The sequence below is a fragment of the Pseudocolwellia antarctica genome (assembly GCF_049933045.1).
In the GTDB taxonomy this organism is placed as follows: Bacteria; Pseudomonadota; Gammaproteobacteria; order Enterobacterales; family Alteromonadaceae; genus Pseudocolwellia.
This window is the reverse complement of the sequence record NZ_CP187926.1, coordinates 914,177-932,196: the sequence shown is the minus strand read 5'-3', so window position 1 is coordinate 932,196 and position 18,020 is coordinate 914,177. Positions and strand designations below refer to the sequence as shown.

The following is an 18,020-nucleotide window of genomic DNA, read 5'->3' as shown; positions in this document are numbered from 1 at the left end:
ATTAAACCCCAAAGAGATTAAATGGGCAGCGCGATCTTTGGCAAAGTGTACTGACACTCAATTGGGCACAGAGCTTAACGGCAGAGAAAATAGCCGCTTATGCTACAAAGCACAACTTAGCTCCTGCTGACTTTGGCGTAGATCCCAATAAACCCAAAATACTCACAGGCGGATCGGACGATCATACCGGTATTTTTGCTGGCCAGTGCGGTTCAAATCTTTATATACCTAATTTAGCAAAACGCTTAGAAACTGAAAAGCCATCAGACCTCGCACTTGAAGCTCTTAGAGAAGGTAATGTATCGCCTTTTGGTCAAATAGGCGAAAACCAAAAACTTAATATCGCCCTGCTCGATTATTTCTCACAAGTTGCCACCAAAATAACTGATCCGGGTTTACTGCGCATTATGCTGCATAGAGGGTCAGCATGGGACAAAATTGGTTGTTTTACCATTAGTAACTTTTTGTTAGAAATGCAGAAAAATAAAAAGGCGATGAAGTTTTTCCAGTTTATTCACGATGCTTTACAAGGTAAAAAACCCAACAAATTAATAAAATGGAAAACCTCTAAAAACTATCGTTTTTGTTTCGAATATTTAGAACAAATAGCTGACAGTAAAAATAAATCACCTGAAGAATTTGTGACTACCGTTAACGAAGTTATTGGTCACTTATTTAGTTATTTAAATAAGCTAATGGCAACCAAGATTGAAGAAATCATTGGTAGTAATGTCAGTAAAAATAAAGACACAAAACTACGTAATATATCTACCGAAGAAATCACTCGAAAGTTTGAAGTACCTAGTCAACTTACTGCTTTATTTTTTGGTAATAATGTTAAAAAAGACAACATGAGTAATGTGAAGATTGAAAAGCTACTCGATCACCTTTCATTCCCTTTATTAATCAGTACATTTTTGGCCGGTGCAACTTTAGCTTCTACTCGTGTGCTGTATCAAAACCGTAAGCTGTTAAACGACTTTGCTGAGCACTTAGGTAAAAATCGTCACCAAAATAAAGCTTTGTATTTAACCGATACATTACGCGATAAAAACGGTGTCTCTAATTCCCTATCGGGCAAACTTAAAGAAGTTCAAAAAGCTGATTTACCTATCGACTTTTTAATTTGCCACAGCGATATAGCACCAGAACCTCACTTGTTTGTTGTTCGACCTATATCAAGCTTTTCGGTGCCGCATTATCATGATCAAGAAATCCGTTTACCTGACTTAATAGAAATAGCGCGCATATTTTATGAAGGAGGTTACGACCGTATCGTTTGTTCAACGGAAGGTCCTATGGCTGTAGTGTCGTTATTCTTACAACAAATGTTTAATGTGCCGAGCTACTTTTTTATGCACACCGACTGGATCGACTTTATAAAACACGGCACCGATTTAACCCAATACGAGCGAGATCGAGTACGTCGTTTATTACGCGCTTTATATAATAGATACGATGGAATATTTGTATTGAATACTGAGCATAAATCTTGGTTAACCGACCACGAAATGCAGCTTGAAGCCAGTAAGGTATTTCTCACTGCACATCACACACAACCAAGAGATGAAACAATTAAGGCGATGCAAAAGTCAGACATCATTACTGATGCCACTGACGATACACCAATTTTATTTGTTGCTTGTCGAGTGAGTAAAGAGAAAGGCTTATTCGACTTACCCGAAATAATCGCTAAAGCTAAACGAAACATTCCTGACTTACGCTTGGTAATAGCAGGTTCAGGTCCTGCGACACAAGAGTTAAAACAGCAACTACCTGAGGCTGTGTTTTTGGGCTGGCAAAACAAAGAGCAATTAGCTGCTTTATACCTCACTCTAGACTTGTTTATATTCCCTTCTAAGTTCGACACTTTTGGCAATGTAATTTTAGAGTCTTTTGTTCATGGCATGCCTACCTTAGCTTATAACTGCAAAGGTCCTAAAGATATTATCCAACATAATATTAATGGTTACTTAGTTGAAACTATTGATGAAATGGCAAATAAAGTTGTAGAGTTTTTTAGCAACAAGACTCAACGCCAGTTGATGAAAAACAATGCATTAGTAAGAGCTTTACAATATCAGGCACAACCCATAATGCATCAGTTTATGGGTGATTTAGGTTTAGATATCCCTGAGCATTACACGATAAAAAGTAATGTAACGGCTATTCCCTGTACATCGACAAACAGCTTTATTCTCGCAGAGGTCGAGTACGCCTCTTGTGATAATGAAAGTATCCCTTTAAAAACAAACAACCTAACAGAAAAAACGGTGGCGTAATTTATGACAAAACTTACTCATACGTTAACTAAGCAAGAACAGCTGAACTTCCTCATAACCAACCGTATTCCAAGGCGTTGGTTAACACAATTTATGGGATGGTATAGCGCAATTGAAAATCCAATACTCACTAAAACGTCTATCGCACTTTGGCAGTTATTTTCAGAAGATTTAAAACTTAAAGATGCGAAAAAGCAAAAATTCAAAAGCTTACAAGAGTGCTTTACCCGTGAACTAAAAAAAGGCTTACGCCCTGTAGATGCTGATAAAAACCTAGTTACTAGCCCGTGTGATGCCATTATTGGGGCTTGTGGGAATATCGAAGGCACAAGGATATTTCAAGCAAAAGGCTTTCCTTATGAGCTTAGTGATTTAATACCTGACTTTCATTTGAACAAAAAACATCGTAACGGAAAGTTCATTACGCTTAGGCTTAAATCCAGCATGTATCATCGCTTTCATGCTCCTATAACTTGCTCGGTTCAAAAAGTTAATTACATTTCAGGTGATACATGGAATGTAAATCCTGTTGCGTTAAAACGTGTAGAAAACCTATTTTGCAAAAACGAACGAGCCGTAATCGAACTAAAAACTGACGACCCAAATAGCAGTATTACTTTAGTGCCTGTGGCGGCAATTTTAGTGGCTTGTATGAAGTTCAATTTTTTACCCAAACCGTTAGACATCAAATACAAAGGACCTAATTACATTCATTGCAATGCTCGGTTTAAAAAAGGTGATGAAATGGGCTATTTTCAACACGGCTCAACCATCATTTTATTTGCAACAGCTAATTACGAATTTTGTGAAGGAATAGAAAATGGTCAACGAGTCAACATGGGACAAGCGTTAATGAGCGGGCATAACACACAATCAAATGAGCAAGATTAGAACTGAATATAAAATATTTTAACAACTTACTTTAACTCTGACATTAAAATAGGATATTTATGAAATTTTATGACGAACTGCAAAAACAACGTTGGGATGATCACCGTTTTTATCATCATAATCGCATCAATCAATTTTTACATTTATTAAGTGCTTGTTGTTTTTTAGCCAGTTATGTTTTGGTGTTTTACTACCCTGCTGCAGCGGCTTTAGTGGGTTGGTTATTAGCCATGACTTTACGCCAAACAGGTCACTTCTTTTTTGAGCCAAAAACCTACGACCAAGTGAATCAAGCAAGCCACGAACATAAAGAAAGCGTTAAAGTCGGCTACAACTTACAACGTAAAGTGGTATTACTTTCTATTTGGGCGCTAGTACCTGTTATTTTATTCTTTGAACCCTCTTTTTTCGGCATGATGCAGGAGCATACAGAAATAATGAGCTTTATTAATAACATGGCTATAATTTGGTTAATTGTCGGTTTTGTCGCTGTAATATTTAGAACCGTGCATTTGTTTAAATTAATGGGAGTTCAATCAGGTTTAGTGTGGTTTACCAAGATCCTAACTGACCCATTTCATGATATAAAAATTTATCACAAATCTGTTTATCATTTAATGAAAGGTGAAATGTATGACGACATGACAGATTGGTACGAGGAAACACCAAAAGCAAACTAAGATTCTTAAGCAGTAAACTCCATCGAATATAAAATGTAGAGCCAAGTGTTCTACATTTTTGTTTTATATAAAATCACATCATTGACAAGTGTCATTGATGTTCTGCTATTTTGGCACTATTATTATTAAAAACGTCCTTAATAAGAACAAGATGAACAAGCAAGATAAAAAATTTGAGAAAGAACTCATTAAATCCCTTACCCAATGTTGTGAGCAATTTAAACCTGAAGTTGATGGGTTTGAATGGCTAACCCATACCCTAAACTTTTCTAATATAGCGCAAAGTATTCGAATTATTTGTGTGTTTGAAAGCAATGTTCAATTGAGTAATGCGATAGATAATGACGATATAACCAGAATGAGTAGAGAGTTAGTAAATTGTTTAGAAAAATTCGGCATCACTATTAAAAAACCGACGCAGCACATTATTTTTGACAGTGAGGAAAACTGTAACGCCTCGCATCAAGGTAATTGGCAACAAAGACTTAGCCAGCAATATAGCTAGCTAAGTCAGTAGTTTCTTATTCTCTTTTAAAAGCGTTCAATACACCACTGCACAGCAACAGACGCTATTGCTAAAGAGCCTAAAGGCATCACCCACTTCTTATACCAATTAAAGTTTCGAGCCCAAATTAATAAAGGTAAAGCTACTACTAAAATAGCAAGCTGACCTAACTCCACACCTAAATTAAATGCCAGTATACTCAATAGTTGAAAGTCTTCAGATAAACCGAGTTCGCTTAAAACACTGGCAAAACCCATTCCGTGTAATAAACCGAAAGCAAAGGTGATCCAACCTAATCGTAATATAAGTGGCCACACATTATTAAATGCGGTTAACAATACAGAAAATGCAATACCCAGCTCAACCCAACGACTGCTAAAGGAGATAAGATTTAATGCAGTTGCTGTTAGCGTAATTGAATGCGCCAGCGTAAATGCAGTAATGATCCAAGCAGTTTTCTTGAATATTTCTCGTTTAGATGGATTAGCCTGCCAACTATCTTTGTTACGAATTAAGACAGAGGTTAGTAATAAAGTAATTAAAAATAAAACATGGTCTATACCCATCCAAATATGCAAAACACCTTGATAGGTATACTGAGTAAAGGTGGTCAAGTAATCTGGTTTTTCAAGATTAAGAATTTGAGATGGATTAGATTTACTTAATACACGACTCGCATTGTTCAGGTTAATAATCGCTTTATGATTATCGTCAATATCAAAAAGAGCACTATAGGTGATCCTCACCTCAGTATCTGATGTACAAGTAAAAGTGACAGGAATAACCAAGTAAGCTTCGTTGTAATGATTATCAACTTTGTAATCACCGATATTCACTAACGGACACTGAGTAGTGCCTTGTTCTAATTGAATACTGTTACCAACAAGTTCGTTAATGGTGGACGCTTTAGACTTTATTTCATACCAACTGACTTGTTTATCTTCATCAAGATCAAAGGAAACAATTTGTTCTAAATCAGAAATTTGTATCTGCCAGTTTCCTGTGTATTGATCATTGTCTTTATTGTGCTCAAGATTGAGATAGCTCGTACTAAGTTGATGAGCTTGCACAGATGACACACTGAAAAAGAATAATAAACACATAACTAAACTTGTGGTTATTAAAGACCTTGTGTTGAAAGAACTAAAATTCATTACTACTCCGTACCTTTTAACTGAGCTTCAACTAATAATTGCTTGTCGCTGCTCATTTTTGCTTGTTTTAAATTGATTGTAGCCCAATAAATAGCTTTGCTTGTATTAGGCTCTACTTCTAAATAATATTTGGCGAGATCACTGGCGTGAAAAGTATCTTGTCTTAGTTCGCGAAGTGCTATTCGCTTTTTAATTAACGTTTGCCAAGTAGTATTTTGAGTAATTTTTTCAGCTATTGCTAATCTTATTAATAAAGAATCTTCTAAATCATCAATATTGTTTAATAAACCACCTAACGAACTAAGTACTTTCTGATGATTATTTAAGGCTAGTTGAATATCTGCCCATAGCGCAATTAAACTTATAGGTGATTGATTAAGTTGAATATTATTCAGGTGTAGTAAAGCGTCATCATAGCGTTTAAGTCGGTAAGCCATCTCACTTAATACTTGTAATGTGTATTCACTTATTTCTTTGTTACGAGTTATTTTTAGTAGTGAATTATAACTTTGTTCTAACTGCCCTTCTTGGCTACGTATATCTAATACACAAGTCGATGTAGTCATAATACTTACGCTGCCAATAAGCGCAGTACAATGTTGTTTAGCTTGGCTGAATTCACCTTTTATCATCAACATATTCGAGAGTAACATGTGGGTATTACTTTGTTGTTTTTTTGTGGCAGGTTTTATCGTTAATGTTTCTTCGGCGATAGCAATGGCTTCATCAAATTGATGCTCTTTTTGCAATACTCTCGCATATAAATAGCCAACTTTTAGCGTAGGTTCTTGTTGATATAATTTTGCTAAACGAACTTTAAGTGCACCTTGTAAACGTTCGGTTTGACCAACATTTTGACTGTTTAAAACAAGTTGCTCTATTTCATCAATAGATAACTCTACTTTAAGCAATGAATGTGAAGCAGTAATAATGTCATTATCTTTAGGTGTGTAAGCCGTTGCCAAAGCATAATGGGAAAATAAAAGACTAGCGAATAGAAATGAGTTTTGAATCGTTTTGGTTATCATTACAGTTGTCCTAAAAAGCCATCCTTGGCATGAGGTCAAAAATCCAATTTATAAAATTTTCTAATTATTGAACTAACAAGTCGTCAAAGTTAACTTCTTCACCAGCGTTAAAGTAAGCTCTACCATTAACGGTAAGTGGTTCAGCATCCGTACTTTGATTAAATGCATCATTAGTAAACTGAATAAAATCAACATCTAATGTTTCAATAGTTATACTTACTGCCGCTATCGCTGTTTCGCTCGAAGGATCTTGAGCAATAAAGCTAAAACTATCGGCTCCAATAACACCTATATTAGGTGTGTAGGTATAACTGCCTGATTCAGTAATAACTACGCTACCTAAAGCAGGCGCTGAATCTAATGAAAATGTAATACTATCTCCATTAGGATCTGTTGCCATAAGCATGTCGGTAATAGCAACTTCAGTTTGTGTTGTTACTGTGGCGTTTTCAGCTATTGGCGCTTTATTAACTTCAGGCTTTTTATCATCACTATTACACGCACTTAATGCAGTAACAGCGATACATAACCCTAAATAATTAAGCTTTTGTTTTAAGTTTACGTTAAGCATAGTAATACTCCTTATTTAGAACCAGCAAGTGGAGTAGCTAAATACGGAAAGCTTGCATCCATCATAGTTGCATGAATTGGCGCACCATCTGTAAACGGAACAGTACCAACACTTGCATCTTCAGGAACACATAAGCCTAAGTCAGTATCAACGCCACCAACAGGAATTGGATGACATAAACGTCCCATAACAACACGCAATGCGATATCAACTACATCATCACCTGGGCGACGACCATTTGGAAAGCCAGCTAAATCGTTACCAACAACACCAAATGTTGATTGGTCAGCTTGAGCGGTAGCAGCAATACCTGTATTTAAACGTAACATTTCAGACGGTGTAACTGTTGCCTGTTGATTAACACCAGCAAAACCAGTTAAGAATGCTGTAATTAAATCAGTACGTGGAAAGTTAGTTGGCGCTAGTGTTTCAATTTCAGCACCTAAAGTGGTATTTACAGCATCTTTAAATAGAATATTTAACAATTCTGGTAAAGCAGGATGCGAAACATAATCTAAAAACTGACCATCGTCTTGCGGATGTGATGTAGAAAATGCATCTTTATCTTTAATACCAATAACCAATTCATTCACTAATGGGTTACCTAAACGAGATACCTGCGTAAGTGCCCCGCCATTAGCGGCATTATTAGCAAAGCTAGCATCAGGGTTCAAAATACGTGCCTGTGGCAAACTTGCTGTTGTCCAAGAACCAATAACACCGTTACCGTCATCTGTTAAACAACTTTTAGGTACTTCAATAGCGATAGAGGTAATGTTTTTATCGACTAAATCATCGTTATCCATTGATTGCGTAATACCACCTGGGAAACCGCCAGCATCTCCAGCACCTGGAGCACTATCACCTTCAACAGGTACATAGTTAACTAAATCGAATGTTTTACCTAGGTTCACAACAAATGGGTCTTTACGTTGCCCAACAAATACTTTTGCCATAGATTCACAACCTGGTAATGCTACGTCGTAAACATATTGGTCAGCATACGTTTGATAATTTTGTTCTGAAGTAAAAGTTTTGTTACCAATGTAATCAAGTGGCTTCATAAAGCTGCCTGATGTTGAAGAAGAGTTAGTTAATGTTGCTTTAGTACCTGTCGCTTGAGGACCGCTTACCATAGCAAGGGTATAACTCTCACTGAAGTTAGTTGCACTATCGTCTCCAGCAGAAACACCACCAATATTTTTAAGAGGTACAGAAACGGTACGTTGATTACCATCTGGACCAACCGTTAACTGCACGCCTTGATTGTTATTAGGTAGCATACTAGTGAAGTTAAATTGGAAAGTGATATCTTCCATCGCATCACCATCATTATCGATGTGAATGCTATAAGTTGCATCTGGGTCCATAGCAAAGTAATTAGGTCCGCCGTATGCATCTTGCAATGGAATATAGTTAGCAATAAGTGTTACGAATTCGCCACGACCTTGCTCATAACTATTAAATGCATAGAAATCTGTAGAATCTAATGTTGGAAAACGACTAATGTTTGGAGCTTCTCTGTGACTTGAAGCTTTGCTTGGTGCACTTACTAAGGTACTACATATTACTATCGCTAAAAGCGAAGGAGTGAAAGCTTTCATGGGTGTTCCCTTTATTTTTAATTAGTATCAATAGTAATAACGGGCGAGTTTTCATATTGGATGCAAAGTAATTAAAATTAATTATTTAATATTAAAACCATCAACTAACCTATTGAATAAATTAAAAATAAAAAATCATTAATATAAAAATAACGAAGCCTCATAACTAACCTCATACTTTTAATATTTATTTTAAGAGAGATGAAAAATTTAAAGGGAATATTCAATGGTATATATGGAGGGTTTTATAACTACTTGGGTAAAGCTAATTTTAAAGATACAAAGGTGAGGATTATAAGAGCGTAGATTATTACTTTTTGCCTAAATTACGTTGAGCGTTAGTTTATTTATCCGCAAAAAAATATACGAATAAATAAACCAACGAATACTCTGACCAAATATTTACTTATAAAGTAACAAGTTTACTTGTGTACAATACTTCTGTTGGCGCACCATTTGGCGAACCGCCTAAAGGCTCTAAACTTACGGCTAATATATTAATATTATCAACAACAAAGTACTGATTTCTAGCCAACAACATTGTACCATTTTTAGGTAGTAGCCCTAAAGAAATAGGAGCTTCTTGGTCTTTAACAATCATCCATAGCTCATAATCTTTACCGCTTATCGCATCTAACTGACTACTTGCTCTAACCGACAAACCTTGTTCGCGCACATCAATAAACCATAATGCTTGCTTAGCTTCATTCTCTACTAATGCAAACTGCTGAGTGCTTTCAACAATAGGTGATACAGGTTGCAGTAATATTATGGCTAATACTAAACTTGCTGCCGTTGCAATTAACGACCATGGGCGCCAAAATCCTGGTTTAGTTTTAATCACAGTGCTTGGTGTTTTTCTCGTTTCAAGGCGTTGCAAAATCTGTTGCCATACCTTTTCGTCAGGCTTCACAGGCTTAATAGCACTTGAAAGGCTATTAAGATTAGCTTCCCATGTATGAGTTGCTTCACGCGCCATAGTAGAAGTAAGCATTAATCGCTGAAAACGTTTACGAGTAAGTCCTTTAAGCGTACCTAAAACATACTGTGCAGCGAGTAAGTCGACAAGTTCGGGATCGTTATATTTCATAATGATAAACACCTTTGTAGCTGTTGTAGTCCACGTCTTATCCAACTTTTTATTGTGCCTAACGGAATACTAGTTTGATTAACTAATTCTGTATGGCTAAGACCTCGATAGTAGGCAAGATGGATCACCTGCTTTTGTTGCACCTCTAATTCTTCAATGCAATTAACAAGCTTAGTGTCTGAGTCGTAATCAACTTCAATAAACTCTTCACTTATTGTATTAAGACTTTCATCGTTAGATAAAATTTCTTCTTTACGAACCTTGTTGTAACGCAACACATCTAAACATCGGTATCTCACAATGCTTATCATCCATGAAATAACACTACCTTTTGATGAGTTGTATTCTGATGCGTTATGCCAAATTTTGACAAAAGCATCCTGTAATACTTCTTCTGCATGAGCTCGGTTAGTTAACATTTTTAAGCTAATGGCAAATAACTTGCTGCTCGTCTCCTCATAGAGTTGTGCAAATGCTTTTTTATCGCCTTGAGCAGTCGCACTAATTAGAGAGAGTAATTCATCACTTTGCATAATTTACCTTTTTTCTTATATAAACGTTCGACATGGATTTTTGGATGCAGCTTATTTTAAAGTTTTTAAATAAATATAAAAATGCATAAGAGAATAAATAATTGATATACGTATATATCGCTAATAACTTTAGCATTACATTCATTCAACCGATATAGATAAAAAACCTAGAGCAGAGACAAGGAGATGAATATTATGGGGATTTTTGTGATATAGGTATTTGAAAGAGGGAGTAAGACAAAATAAGAGTTTGTTATTTTGTCCTACTCAATTGAGTGCTAATTTACTCGTATGATACTTTCGCTTTATTTTTTAATTTCTCTTTGTAGACTGGGTATAAATTATAAGTAGAGTAAAACTCTGTATGAAATGCTTTCCAAGCCGTTTTTTCTATAGCGAGGTTAACTTCACGGACTTGATGCGCAGGGACTTCTAAAGTTACAACCTGCCCAATACCCATCATTACATACCAACTAACAACAGAAACACCTTTAGGCGGAAATGTATCAAAAAACCCTTGTTCTGTGAGAATTGCCTGAGTTTCATCTAAGATTTTAGTTTGATCGTGTTTTAAGAAAACAGTCAGCAAAACTGAATCTTTCGGCTGCTTATCAGCCCCCTGTTCAGCTAAAGAAGTAAAGCTTGTTATAACAAGCACACATAACATAAATAATTTAATCATAAATTTTCCTTTTTAAGATAGATTTTTAAGACTTATTGAGAGATTAAATATTAGAGGATAAAATAACGACACACAAGGTAATAGTCATTAAAACCATAAGAGAGATGTAAAAATAAATTAATGAACACTCGTTAATAAATCTAAGAACTTCCTCACTTTCGGTGATAAATGTTTTCTGCTGGGATATAAAGCATAAATATTGATAGGTGTTTGCTTGTAGTCTTCAAATAAAACAACGACTTGTTTTTCTTTCAGCTCTTTTTCCATATAGAAAGCAGGTAAACGACATATTGCTTTATGTTGTAATACCATAGCCAGTTCCATTTCAGCGTTATTACATAAAATAGTTGCAGGTACTTCCACTTGAATACTGTCACCTGTTAACGATTCAAACTTCCATTTAGTAGGATTTTTAAGGTTACTGTAGCTCAAACATTTATGAGTTAATAAGTCTTCGGGTTTTTTAGGTGTGCCGTTTAACGTTAAGTATTGATGCGAAGCTATAATATGAGATTTATATGAAGCTATTTTTTTACATACAAGTGTTGAGTCTTCTAATTGGTTTGTTGCTCTGATGGCAAGATCGTAGCCTTCTTGAATAACATCTACTTTTCGATCGTTAAAATCTAGATCAAGTTTTACATCGGGATATAACCGTGTGTATTCAATTAAAACCGACTGCAAGTGACTCATCCCATAACCAACAGGACAACTAATTTTAAGCACACCTTTAGGCTCTATATTGGCTTGATTAATGATCCCTAAAGCTTGCTCCGCATCTATGATCATTTGTTCACATTGTTGAAAGAAAGCCTGTCCTTCTGGCGTTAAACTTATTTTTCGCGTTGTACGACTTAACAGCCTCACACCCAGACGTGATTCTAGCTTATTAATTTCTTTACTAATGAATGACGTAGAGTGGCCATTAATAAGTGAAGCTGCAGTAAATCCGCCGCTATTAACCACTTGCGTAAATAACACAACGCCATCAAACAATTTTAGGTCTTTAATCATGCTTATCTCTCATTAAATTTCTATTACACTCTATAACTCAAGCATAACTTTGTAACCTTGCAATTAACAGTCATACGGAAATAATGTTTACATAAAAAGCATATTGCTCATTAATTGGAAACTATATAAAATAACACTATAAATAGCGTTAATTACTTAAAAACACGATAACTTAAATTAATACTCGAGCGATTACGTAAAGTGTTAATAACCTAATTCCTAAATAAGAAGAGAGATTTAAATGAAAATTTTAGCTTTTGCAGCCAGTAGTAGTAAAAATTCTATCAACAAAAAATTAGCAACTTATGCGGCAAATTTAGCTGAAAATGCAGAGGTAGAGGTTATTGATATTAATGATTATGAAATGCCTATTTTTAGTGAAGATAAAGAAAAAGAATTAGGACAACCTCAGCCAGCCAAAGACTTTTACCAAAAGCTTGGAGAAGCTGACGCTATTATTATTTCATATGCTGAGCACAATGGTACTTACACTAGCGCTTATAAGAACTTATTTGATTGGACATCAAGAATTAACCAAAAGATATATCAAGATAAAGCCATGGTTGTTTTAGCGACGTCTCCTGGTCCTGGAGGCGCAAGCACAGTGTTCAATACAGCGATAACGTCAAGTCCATATTTTTCAGCTAAGATTGTAGGATCGTTATCGGTACCGAGCTTTTATGATAACTTTGATAGTGAGACAGGAAAACTAACAAACCAAGTATTAAACGACGAACTAAAAGCAATTATCGCTAAGCTTTAATTTCTCTACTTTAAATTCTGCTAAATCAGTTGTTAACTAAAAATGCTTAACAACTGATGTTTACACTATTTTACAAAGCAAAGTTATATTTTACTTTTGTTCACATCACTTTTATAAAATTCTCGGCCGCAAGCGACCGAGTTTCAAAACAAGTTCAGTTGATCGCTATTAATTTCTTTACCATCTAATTCGATTAACTGTTCTTGAACATATTTCCTGATAACTTCTTCTGTTGCGTTACCAATCGTTTCAACAAAAAAGCTTTGTGTCCATAATTTACCGCCCCAGAAATACTGCTTTTTAATTTCAGGATAAATTCTAAAAAACTCACGAGCAGTTATACTTTTAATTATTTGCATAACATCGCTTGGCGACTGTTTAGGGATCCCTCTAATAACCATATGAATATGGTCACTCGGAATTTCTAACTCTACGATATCAATATCGTAGTCATATCCTACTTTTTGAATAATTGCTTTCATTGTTGAACGATAAGGTTCAATGAAGACTTTGTGTCGATACTTTGGTATCCACACAAAGTGATACATTAATCTAAAGACATGATGTGTATTTCTTTGAAGTTCCATATGAAGAATAGCATTTACTGGGGTCCCCCCAGTATACACTATCCAGCACGGGGGCAAGCCCCCGAGATTTACGCTTCGCTAATTAAACAAGTCATCTATACTGATATAAAACAAATTATGTGAGTACAGAGTTTTCATGATACCGCCCAAGAAACCTGATAATGAAAAAGAAAGACTTATGGCTTTAAAGTGTCTTGGTATATTAGACACTCCTGCACAAGAGCATTTTGATCGCATTACCCGAATGGCAAAACGCTTATTTGATGTCCCCATTTCATCTATTAGCTTAATTGATGAAGACAGACAATGGTTCAAGTCTAAAGTAGGACTTGAAGCTAGCGAAACACCAAGATATATTTCATTTTGTGGTCATACTATTTTAAATGATGAAACATTTATTATTGAAGACGCATCGAAAGATGAACGCTTTGTTGCTAACCCATTAGTTGCTGGTGAACCTTTTATTAAGTTTTATGCCGGACACCCTTTAAAAACAAGAGATGGATATAGTTTAGGTACACTATGTATTTTAGATTTAAAGCCTAGAACACTTTCCAATGAAGATATTCTTACGCTTAAAGATTTAACATCAATTGTAGAAGATGAACTAAATGCCTTAAAGATGGCAGCATCTGACGAATTAACAAAAATATCTAATCGCCGTGGCTTTATTGAATTAGCAAAACACGCCATTGCGATGAGTGTTAGGCAAAACAATCAATGTTACATAGCGTATTTTGATTTGGATAACTTTAAAGTGATTAATGATACTTATGGCCATGCAGCTGGCGATAATGTTTTAGTTTATTTTGCTAATCAAATGCAACAAACCTTCAGAGACTCAGATTTTTATGCACGAATAGGTGGAGATGAGTTTGCTGTTTTTCTATCAAATACCTCTGAAGAACTCGCTAAGGATGCAATTACCCGATTAAAATTAAATATAAAAAACAACCTCAACAAAGATAAATTCCCACACCCTATTTCATTTTCAAAAGGTTTAATCAAATATGATCAAGCTATTCATAATAATATTGACAGCTTTATCAACGAAGCTGATCTAGCTATGTTTGCTAATAAAAGAAAAAATAAAAAGTCGCCTTAATCAACCTGTAGAACAAGCAGATTACTTTTATAAAATATAAACGACTTGATTGCAGTTAATTAAAAAAAACCTCACAACTAAACTCTATTTAACTCAAAGTTTATAAGTTAGAGCGAAAAGAATTCTACATCTGAACTTAATTTAACCGATAGCTTTTCTAAATGGTTAGCTTGCTCAAAACTTCCCTTTAAAGCGTCGTTAGTATCTTTCGCGATATGGTCTAACTCAGAAACTGTTTCTTTAATACTTTCAATCGTTGAAACTTGGTTTGATGTATTTTTCACAACCTCTAAAACATTCTCTAATGAACTATTCGCTTGCTGCTGAATATCGCTCAATAACTTACTCGCTTCTTTGGTTAATACTAAACCTCTTTCTACTTTAGGTACCGCTGTTTCCATTGCCGCCACTGAAGCTTGCGTGTTTGTTTGCACTTGCGAAATCATTTTTTCAATTTCACCTGTTGCTTCACCCGTGCGTAAAGCAAGTTGCCTTACTTCATCAGCAACTACAGCAAAGCCTCTACCCGCCTCACCTGCTCTAGCAGCCTCAATAGCAGCATTTAGGGCAAGTAAATTAGTTTGATCTGAAATAGAGCGAATCACATTAACTATGGTGCCAATTTCTTTAGCTCTTTCTTCTAATAAATTAACTTGTTCAACCGTATTAGCAACCGTGCTGGCGATATCTTCAATTTCATTAGCAACATTAATAACTGACTCTTTTCCTGATAAAGATAGATCGACTGTTTTTCTTGAGTTATTTTCTGTTTGATAAACCACATCAGCAATGGAATTAATGCTTTGGCTCATATCTTCAAGGGATGAAACAACTGAAGATGTATATTTAGATTGTTTTTCAGCGAGTATTAATGAATTTTTCGACGATTCAGTCACCGTTTCAGCTCTTATTAATAATTCAGACGATGAGTGAGTGATATTATTAACTATTTGCTTTAACGTATTTTGCATACTGTTTATAGAACCCATAATACTGTGTGAGTATTTAGTGGTGATAGAGCCAGTTAAGTCTCCTTTGGCTATTTTAGAAATAATAACTTCAGCTTCTTTTGGCTCGCCACCCACCGATTCTTCTATACGTCGTAAAATGAAAAAAGCTAATCCAGAACCAACAACCAACGCAATGACCGTTAATATGAGCATCCAATTTTGAAATCCACTAGTGACTGTTCTTGTTTGCAAAGTAGCCGTTTCGTTTAAGCTTTCTTGGTAATCAATAAATTCATTAATAGTACTTAGCCACTTAACAAATGCAGGCCTAGCTTTAGTCAGTAATATTTCTTTGGCTTTTATAGGATTTTGATCTTTAACTTCTTGAATAACCTGTTCGAGTAAAGCTGTTGAGTGTTTTTCAATAGTTTGAATTCGATGGTAAATGTCGTTCTCTTTTGTGTTCATTTCCATATTATTAGATAGGTCTCGACTTAGATCTTTTGCAGAGATTTGATAAAATTCATCAAGCTGTTTTATAAGTTTTAGTATGTCATCAAATTCCTGTTGAGATTCAACAAGAACAACATCTCTCAATGCAATAGCTCGATCATGAACACTGCCACGAAAATTAATAGCATATCGTTGTTTTTTTGAATTAACATCATTCATCTGCGTTAATGTACTATCGATGACATTAACTTGGGAAATACCAATAAAAGTTAATATACACATCATTAATAATAATGATCCAAAACCAAGGATTAAACGTGTACTCATTTTCATAACACAACCTTTATAACTTTTAATATGAATAGTAAGTATATACGGTTAACTGTAATTAGCTTTGATTTTTAATAGCTTTTTAGACTTGCTTACTACTGAAGATTAAACGATAGTGAGTGAACATTAATTAGTTGTTCAATGTGGTTTTATTTGGGCTTCAGTATTATTTATAAAAACGTTCATGCATTTACCTATACACAAACATTACGCCTTAAAAATATAATGTAGTGATACAGACCCTTAAATTATAATTTTCAGTCTTTATTTTAATTATAATTTTTTTATAATTAGATATTAACTTTTAAAAATAGCGGCATTTTTTAATCCGCATCTCTCAAATTGCTACGGAAATGCAAATGCACAAACGCCAAAAAAACTTTAGTATAGTTTTAGCTGTATTATTATCAGGTTTTCTCGTTACAAGTTGGTTAAGCTATCAAGTCGCTAGCAGTTCTATTGGCAAACACATTTCTGACGAATCGCTTCCACTAACCAGTGATAATATCTACTCTGAAATTCAAAATGACTGATTTAAACCTATCTTCATCTCGGGACTAATGGCACAAAATACTTTTGTACGAGACTGGGAGTTAAAGGGTAAAGATGGCCCTGGGGAAATCATCAAGTATTTAAATGAAATACAAATAAAATATAAGATGATCACCAGTTACTTCACCAGTGATAAAAACCTAAACTATTACCACCCTAACGGTGTTATTGAAAAAATTTCAAAAGAGAATAAAGCAGATAGCTGGTACTTCTCTTTAAAGAATACACCTGAATCACAAATGTATGAAATAGCTATAGATTACGATACGTCTAACGCGAATAAGATTACGATATTTATTAACCATAAGGTTTATGATTATAACGATAACTTTATTGGGGCGACAGGTGTTGGGCTTGCTCTCGACACGGTAGAAAATTTAATAGCTAATTATCAAAATCGATATCACAGAACAATTTACTTTATTGATAAAGAAGGGAAAATAGTTCTTAAAGGTGGGCAGTTTAATCATTCATCTACACTTTCAGACCGCTTAAAAAACAAAAAGCTTACCCAAAGCGTTCTTAACACTACATCCAACACCATTGACTATACTCATGCAGGTAAGAAGATTTATTTAAACAGTCGTTATATTAAAGAGTTTGACTGGTTTTTAATTGTAGAACAAGATGCTATCAACAGTGAAGAAGAGCTAACCAATACATTTATTATCAATATATTCCTCAGTTTATTAGTAACCATAGGGGTATTATTTATTGCCCACTTAGCTTTTAATAATTACCAGAAAAACTTAGTAACTATGGCAAGTATTGATAAGTTATCAGGCTTATTAAATAGACAAGCCTTTGAGCCCATCATATTAAATAACATTGAACAAAGTAAAAGAAATCAAACCCATCTTTCTCTGATGATGCTTGATATAGATTTTTTCAAAAAAGTAAATGATACCTACAGGCATCTGGCTGGTGATAAAGTGATCAAGTATATTTCACAAATATGTAAATCACATGTTCGAGAAAGTGATGCAGTTTGTCGATGGGGCGGAGAAGAATTTATTATAATGCTTGCTGATACATCCCTTGATGGTGCAAAAAATATAGCTCAGCGCATACAAGAAACATTATCAAAAACCACTGTAGAACCTAAAGTAACCATTAGCTTAGGGATAACAGTATATCAACCAGATGAGTCGTTAAATAGCTTTATCGTTAGAGCAGATGACGCTTTATATGAAGTAAAACATAATGGACGTAACTGTATAAAAATAAAGAAATAAAACAGATAACA

Annotated in this window: 18 protein-coding genes; 8 read left to right on the top strand and 10 right to left on the bottom strand. The window is 34.8% G+C overall.

Annotation, left to right across the window (positions count from 1 at the left end; translation table 11 throughout):
* Positions 1 to 407 precede the first annotated feature (407 nt).
* The 4 genes from ACPUVN_RS04080 to ACPUVN_RS04065 all read left to right on the top strand — a co-directional run bounded on the left by ACPUVN_RS04080 (position 408) and on the right by ACPUVN_RS04065 (position 4,358).
* Positions 408 to 2,282 (top strand): glycosyltransferase, encoded by a 1,875-nt coding sequence (locus ACPUVN_RS04080; protein ID WP_426370011.1) that lies wholly within the window; start codon positions 408 to 410, stop codon positions 2,280 to 2,282.
* A 3-nt stretch (positions 2,283 to 2,285) separates the two neighbouring features.
* Complete coding sequence (gene asd / locus ACPUVN_RS04075) at positions 2,286 to 3,173, top strand: archaetidylserine decarboxylase (protein ID WP_426370010.1); 888 nt, start codon at positions 2,286 to 2,288, stop codon at positions 3,171 to 3,173.
* Positions 3,174 to 3,232: 59 nt separating this feature from the next.
* Positions 3,233 to 3,853, top strand: coding sequence for a hypothetical protein (locus tag ACPUVN_RS04070; RefSeq protein WP_426357885.1), 621 nt, complete (start codon positions 3,233 to 3,235; stop codon positions 3,851 to 3,853).
* A gap of 151 nt (positions 3,854 to 4,004) precedes the next feature.
* On the top strand, positions 4,005 to 4,358 hold the full coding sequence (locus ACPUVN_RS04065; protein WP_426357886.1) for a Fis family transcriptional regulator: 354 nt from the start codon (positions 4,005 to 4,007) through the stop codon (positions 4,356 to 4,358).
* A 26-nt stretch (positions 4,359 to 4,384) separates the two neighbouring features.
* On the opposite strand, the gene ACPUVN_RS04060 is transcribed toward ACPUVN_RS04065, so the two are convergent.
* From ACPUVN_RS04060 to ACPUVN_RS04025, 8 genes are all read right to left on the bottom strand, one after another.
* The gene (locus tag ACPUVN_RS04060; protein ID WP_426370009.1) at positions 4,385 to 5,512 is read right to left on the bottom strand and encodes a HupE/UreJ family protein; all 1,128 of its coding nucleotides are present in this window, start codon (positions 5,510 to 5,512) and stop codon (positions 4,385 to 4,387) included.
* Positions 5,513 to 5,514: 2 nt separating this feature from the next.
* Positions 5,515 to 6,540: a tetratricopeptide repeat protein gene (locus ACPUVN_RS04055; protein WP_426357888.1), complete on the bottom strand. Its 1,026-nt coding sequence runs from the start codon at positions 6,538 to 6,540 to the stop codon at positions 5,515 to 5,517.
* A 64-nt stretch (positions 6,541 to 6,604) separates the two neighbouring features.
* Positions 6,605 to 7,111 carry an Ig-like domain-containing protein gene (locus tag ACPUVN_RS04050; protein WP_426357889.1) on the bottom strand — a complete coding sequence of 169 codons (507 nt, stop codon included), beginning with the start codon at positions 7,109 to 7,111 and terminating at the stop codon, positions 6,605 to 6,607.
* Positions 7,112 to 7,122: 11 nt separating this feature from the next.
* Positions 7,123 to 8,715, bottom strand: coding sequence for a DUF4331 domain-containing protein (locus ACPUVN_RS04045; RefSeq protein ID WP_426357890.1), 1,593 nt, complete (start codon positions 8,713 to 8,715; stop codon positions 7,123 to 7,125).
* Between the two features lie 406 nt (positions 8,716 to 9,121).
* The gene (locus ACPUVN_RS04040) at positions 9,122 to 9,805 is read right to left on the bottom strand and encodes an anti-sigma factor (protein WP_426370008.1); all 684 of its coding nucleotides are present in this window, start codon (positions 9,803 to 9,805) and stop codon (positions 9,122 to 9,124) included.
* Complete coding sequence (locus tag ACPUVN_RS04035; RefSeq protein ID WP_426357893.1) at positions 9,802 to 10,338, bottom strand: sigma-70 family RNA polymerase sigma factor; 537 nt, start codon at positions 10,336 to 10,338, stop codon at positions 9,802 to 9,804. Before ACPUVN_RS04035 ends, ACPUVN_RS04040 begins: the two co-directional genes overlap by 4 nt.
* Before the next feature lie 283 nt (positions 10,339 to 10,621).
* Positions 10,622 to 11,020, bottom strand: a complete 399-nt coding sequence (locus ACPUVN_RS04030; RefSeq protein ID WP_426357894.1) for a hypothetical protein — start codon at positions 11,018 to 11,020, stop codon at positions 10,622 to 10,624.
* A 117-nt stretch (positions 11,021 to 11,137) separates the two neighbouring features.
* Complete coding sequence (locus ACPUVN_RS04025) at positions 11,138 to 12,034, bottom strand: LysR family transcriptional regulator (RefSeq protein ID WP_426370007.1); 897 nt, start codon at positions 12,032 to 12,034, stop codon at positions 11,138 to 11,140.
* Between the two features lie 241 nt (positions 12,035 to 12,275).
* Between ACPUVN_RS04025 and ACPUVN_RS04020 the strand changes: the two genes are divergently transcribed.
* Positions 12,276 to 12,797, top strand: coding sequence for an NADPH-dependent FMN reductase (locus tag ACPUVN_RS04020; RefSeq protein WP_426357896.1), 522 nt, complete (start codon positions 12,276 to 12,278; stop codon positions 12,795 to 12,797).
* A 143-nt stretch (positions 12,798 to 12,940) separates the two neighbouring features.
* Here the strand turns inward: ACPUVN_RS04020 and tnpA are convergent, their stop codons facing one another.
* Complete coding sequence (tnpA, locus tag ACPUVN_RS04015; RefSeq protein WP_426357338.1) at positions 12,941 to 13,384, bottom strand: IS200/IS605 family transposase; 444 nt, start codon at positions 13,382 to 13,384, stop codon at positions 12,941 to 12,943.
* Between the two features lie 178 nt (positions 13,385 to 13,562).
* On the opposite strand from tnpA, the gene ACPUVN_RS04010 reads away from it, so the two are divergent.
* Positions 13,563 to 14,489 (top strand): sensor domain-containing diguanylate cyclase, encoded by a 927-nt coding sequence (locus ACPUVN_RS04010; protein WP_426370006.1) that lies wholly within the window; start codon positions 13,563 to 13,565, stop codon positions 14,487 to 14,489.
* Between the two features lie 107 nt (positions 14,490 to 14,596).
* Here the strand turns inward: ACPUVN_RS04010 and ACPUVN_RS04005 are convergent, their stop codons facing one another.
* Positions 14,597 to 16,225 (bottom strand): methyl-accepting chemotaxis protein, encoded by a 1,629-nt coding sequence (locus tag ACPUVN_RS04005; protein ID WP_426357898.1) that lies wholly within the window; start codon positions 16,223 to 16,225, stop codon positions 14,597 to 14,599.
* A gap of 356 nt (positions 16,226 to 16,581) precedes the next feature.
* Here ACPUVN_RS04005 and ACPUVN_RS04000 point away from each other — a divergent pair, with 356 nt between their 5' ends.
* Together ACPUVN_RS04000 and ACPUVN_RS03995 are read left to right on the top strand one after the other, a co-directional pair.
* On the top strand, positions 16,582 to 16,755 hold the full coding sequence (locus ACPUVN_RS04000; protein WP_426357899.1) for a hypothetical protein: 174 nt from the start codon (positions 16,582 to 16,584) through the stop codon (positions 16,753 to 16,755).
* A 27-nt stretch (positions 16,756 to 16,782) separates the two neighbouring features.
* Positions 16,783 to 18,009: a sensor domain-containing diguanylate cyclase gene (locus tag ACPUVN_RS03995; RefSeq protein ID WP_426370005.1), complete on the top strand. Its 1,227-nt coding sequence runs from the start codon at positions 16,783 to 16,785 to the stop codon at positions 18,007 to 18,009.
* The last annotated feature ends 11 nt before the right edge of the window (positions 18,010 to 18,020 follow it).